Origin of the sequence: Acinetobacter sp. UBA3132, from assembly GCF_002364825.1 — a bacterium.
Lineage (GTDB): Bacteria > Pseudomonadota > Gammaproteobacteria > Pseudomonadales > Moraxellaceae > Acinetobacter > Acinetobacter schindleri.
The window spans coordinates 1-4,189 of the sequence record NZ_DEZM01000008.1 but is presented as its reverse complement, the minus strand read 5'-3'; the positions used below and the strand labels follow the sequence as shown (position 1 = coordinate 4,189).

6 protein-coding genes are annotated in these 4,189 nt (G+C 41.9%); all 6 read left to right on the top strand.

Annotated features, from left to right (window positions below):
- Positions 1-296: 296 nt before the first annotated feature.
- Positions 297-962, top strand: coding sequence for a hypothetical protein (locus B4033_RS00335; protein ID WP_286831042.1), 666 nt, complete (start codon positions 297-299; stop codon positions 960-962).
- Between the two features lie 28 nt (positions 963-990).
- The gene (tssB, locus tag B4033_RS00330) at positions 991-1,494 is read left to right on the top strand and encodes a type VI secretion system contractile sheath small subunit (protein ID WP_004809254.1); all 504 of its coding nucleotides are present in this window, start codon (positions 991-993) and stop codon (positions 1,492-1,494) included.
- Entirely contained in the window at positions 1,487-2,968 is a 1,482-nt protein-coding gene (tssC, locus tag B4033_RS00325; protein ID WP_286831039.1) for a type VI secretion system contractile sheath large subunit, read from the top strand. Before tssB ends, tssC begins: the two co-directional genes overlap by 8 nt.
- 48 nt (positions 2,969-3,016) lie before the next feature.
- Complete coding sequence (locus B4033_RS00320) at positions 3,017-3,520, top strand: Hcp family type VI secretion system effector (protein ID WP_004809258.1); 504 nt, start codon at positions 3,017-3,019, stop codon at positions 3,518-3,520.
- Positions 3,521-3,595: 75 nt separating this feature from the next.
- Positions 3,596-4,072 (top strand): type VI secretion system baseplate subunit TssE, encoded by a 477-nt coding sequence (tssE, locus tag B4033_RS00315; RefSeq protein ID WP_004809259.1) that lies wholly within the window; start codon positions 3,596-3,598, stop codon positions 4,070-4,072.
- A 5-nt stretch (positions 4,073-4,077) separates the two neighbouring features.
- A partial coding sequence (locus B4033_RS00310; RefSeq protein ID WP_286831044.1) for a type VI secretion system baseplate subunit TssF occupies positions 4,078-4,189 on the top strand: 112 nt, incomplete at its 3' end.

The following is a 4,189-nucleotide window of genomic DNA, read 5'->3' as shown; positions in this document are numbered from 1 at the left end:
TGTGCTGTTCTTGTTATTTAGTTGGATGACTGCAATTGAACCAGTCCTTCCTATTAATTTTTACCCAACTGTTTATATGTTTTTTAAAAGAATAAAAGTCATATAATCTTTAACATTTTTTTAGAGACTGTTAAAAAATATTTTACAAAAGTCAATTTTTGTTGTTGACTTAGTGTGATCATTTTTTGTTAAATTCGCAAGATGATTTTTAAATAATAAATAGAGAAAAGTCATTTCAAGTAAAAAAATCGAATAACCAGAAAAAGAAAAGTTTGAGGCTAATTTTGAAAAAAAATATGAGTTCCATACTCGTGCTGATGCTGGCTGTCTGCACGATGAGTCTGATGCAGACGCATGCTGCAACCCTAAAAAAATCATGTCTTAAAGTGCATCCACTGGCCGAAGGAGATACTGACCCAGAAATCCTGCAACAGTATGAACAGCTTTGTGCCAAAGCCGCTCGGAAAGATCTTAATTTACAGCGTAAAATCAAAGCCGATATTGCTCAACTTTATCTGGATCGTGGTCTGCATCTGAAAGCACTTCAAGCAGTAGATCAATTAAGTCGTGAAAATTACATAACACGTCAACTAACAGATATTAGCTTCCTTGCTGGTGTCGCGATTTCTAATCATGCCCTGAACTATATGCGCACTACAGAAATCCGTCCGCTGAATGAACAAACCTACGCCATTACCAAAGTTTTTAATGACAATGTACGTTTATCCCAACCCGTTACGGTTATGCCTCTAAGGGCAGAGAAGGATTCAGGCAACAAGAAAAAAAAGGTGACCACGGCGAGTAAAAAAAACAGCTCGGCTAAAACACGTATAAGTGCTCCTGCACGTAATAAAGCAAAAGAAATATCTAACAGTAATGTTATCGCCAAAAAAACAGAGCCGGTCGTCCTCCCAAATGTCCAGTCTAGCTCCAATCCATTTGGTGCACTTCGAAACAACTAATAAAAAATAATTCATAGGAATCAGCAATATGGCTAAGCGTGAAAGTGTACAGAAGAAATTACAGCGGATTCGTCCACCACGTGTGCAATTGACTTACGATGTGGAAGTTGGGGATGCCCGCGAAGTCAAGGAGTTGCCCTTTGTGGTCGGCGTGCTGGGAGATTTTTCAGCAGCATCTGAACTGGAAAAAACCAAGTTAAAAGACAAGAAATTTATCAATGTAGATTTAGACAATATTGATGAAGTGATGGAGTCTCTGGCACCACGGGCCAATTTTCAGGTTGAAAATACCCTGACCGAAGAGGGCGGCAAGATGTCTGTGGACCTGACCTTTAATTCCATGGATAACTTTAAGCCAGAACAGGTCGTGCAGCAGGTTGATCCATTACGTCGACTGGTTGAAGCTCGTGAACGTTTAACCGATTTGCGTAATAAAATTTCCAATAATGAACGTCTGGAAGATTTGCTGGATGAAGTCCTAAAAAGTACTGATCAGATCCGCAAGATGAGTGTGGAGGCGGAGCATGAGTAATTTAAATGCAGCAACTGCTGAACACCTGAATGTTGAAGAATACTCATTACTTGACTCTATCGTCGAGCGTAGCCGTATCGCGCGTACGAATGAAGAACATGACCGTGCCAAAAGCCTGATTGGTGAACTGGCACGTGAAGTCATGGCAGGAACAATTACTGTATCCGATAACATGACCCTTGCACTGGACAAGCGTATTGCTGAAATCGATGCCCTGATTTCAACCCAGCTGAGCAAGATCATGCATCATGAAGAATTCCAGAAAATTGAATCAACCTGGCGTGGTTTATATTATTTCTGTCAGGAAACACCATCCAATGCTCTGATTAAAATCCGGATGTTGAATACCACCAAAAAGGAATTGATCAAGGATTTCCAAAGTGCCACTGATTTTGATCAAAGCAATTTATTCAAAAAAATCTATGAAGAAGAATATGGCTCTTTCGGTGGAGCACCTTATGCCACCTTGATTGGTGATTTCGAGTTTGATCGCACACCATCAGACATGTATTTACTGGAACAGATTTCCCATGTGGCAGGAGCAGCACATGCACCGTTTATTTCTGCCGCCAGCCCCAGCATGTTTGGGCTGGAATCATTTACCGATATTGATCGTCCACGCGATGCGTCCAAGATTTTTGAAACCGCTGAATATGTACAGTGGCGTTCATTCCGTGAAAGTGATGATGCACGCTATGTTGCATTGACCATGCCACGTGTATTGGGACGTTTGCCATATCATCCGAAAGAAGGTACCGCGACTGAAGGTTTTAACTATGTGGAAGAAGTGTCTGGTGAAGATCATCACGAATATCTGTGGATGAATGCAGCTTATGCTTTCGGCACTCGCTTAACCAATGCTTTTGATATGCATGGCTGGTGTGCTGCGATTCGTGGTGTCGAAGGCGGCGGCTTAGTTGAAGGACTTCCTGTACATACCTTTAAAACGCATGACGGTGACGTGGTATTCAAATGTCCAACCGAAATTGCGATTACGGATCGACGCGAGAAAGAGCTGAGTGATCTTGGTTTTATTCCACTGGTGCACTGCAAAAATACCGATTATGCCGCGTTTTTTGGTGCTCAATCGGCTCAGAAGCCGAAAAAATATGACAATGATGCCGCGAATGCCAATTCTGCTTTATCGAGCCAGATTCAGTACATCATGGCAGTTTCACGTATCGCACATTATTTAAAAGCGATGATGCGTGACAAGGTGGGAAGTTTTGCTTCTGCAGGCAATGTTGAAGCCTTCCTGAATGACTGGTTATCTCAATATGTATTACTGGATGACGGCGCCTCTCAGGAATCAAAGGCGCAATATCCTTTGCGTGAAGCGTCAATCAAGGTTGTAGAAAATCCAGCTGAACCTGGTCACTACAAATCAGTGGTCTTCTTGCGACCACATTTTCAGCTTGATGAGTTGTCTGTATCCCTGCGACTTGTCACTGAACTGCCGCAATCGAGCAATTAGGTCGGTTGCATTTTCTATTATTGATTATAAAACAGGATAAAAATAACAATGAAAGACATATACGTCCAATTTCGCGGCAAATATAAAGTCGATGGTGAATCACGCGATTCTGAACATAAAAGTTGGCTTGAAGTAAATTCCTGGTCACACAATATTCGCCAGCCAAAATCTGCGACGTCTTCAAGTGTGGGTGGCCATACCGCTGAGCGTGTAGAACATTCTGACATGATTTTTGTCAAAGATCTGGATGCTACCAGCCCGAAACTTTGGGAAGCATGTTCTGCCGGTTATACCTTTGATGAAGTTCAGATTGACTTCTACCGTGCCAACGGCGACAAGCGTATCAAGTACTTACAGATCAAACTGAAACACGTTCTGGTTTCTCAAGTCATGCCAAGCGTGAATGCAGAAGGTGTACCGACTGAAGCGTTCGGTCTGAAATATGCTGCGGTTGAGTGGACTTATAACCAGCAAGATATCAACGGTACACAGAAAGGTGCGGTAACCAAAAAATGGTCATTATCCAATAATACGGCATCTTACGCTGCTTAATGCTTCTGAATTTAGAGGCTTGCACCTGCAGGCCTCTATCTGAATGATTAAATTTAAAATGGATGATGGAAACACATGAATCTGGATCAGCTTTATCCTTATGGATTCCGTTCGACCTTGTTTGATCGACTACTGCCACAAGAGGAAGCACGTGCACAGGGCATGTCAATTCAGCAGTTGCGTGAAGCAGTTGCGGCGGATCTGGAGGATCTGTTGAACAGCCGTATGGCCATGCTCAACCATATGATTGATGATTATGTGCTGGTCAAAAAGTCCATTCTGCAATTTGGAATTATTGATTTTGTGGGCTTATCGACTGCAAATCCGATGGATCGTGACAAAATTTGTCGCTCGATTGAGGCATCTATTTCAGCACATGAACCACGGCTTAAGCATGTCCGGGTAGAAATGCTGCTGGATGAAAATAATATGGGTAGCCTGTGCTTAAGCATTCAAGCCTATTTGAATATTCATCCTTTATATGAGCCTGTAATTTTTGATGCTTTATTAAAACCGACCACACAACAATATGTTATTTTGCCAAGATCATAATAAGAATGAGCGCGATTGAAGAATTATTACCTTATTACGAAAAACAGCTGCAGGAATTTAGCCAGCATTCCCGTGAATTTGCCAATAAATATCCAAAAATTGCCCAACGTCTGTCTT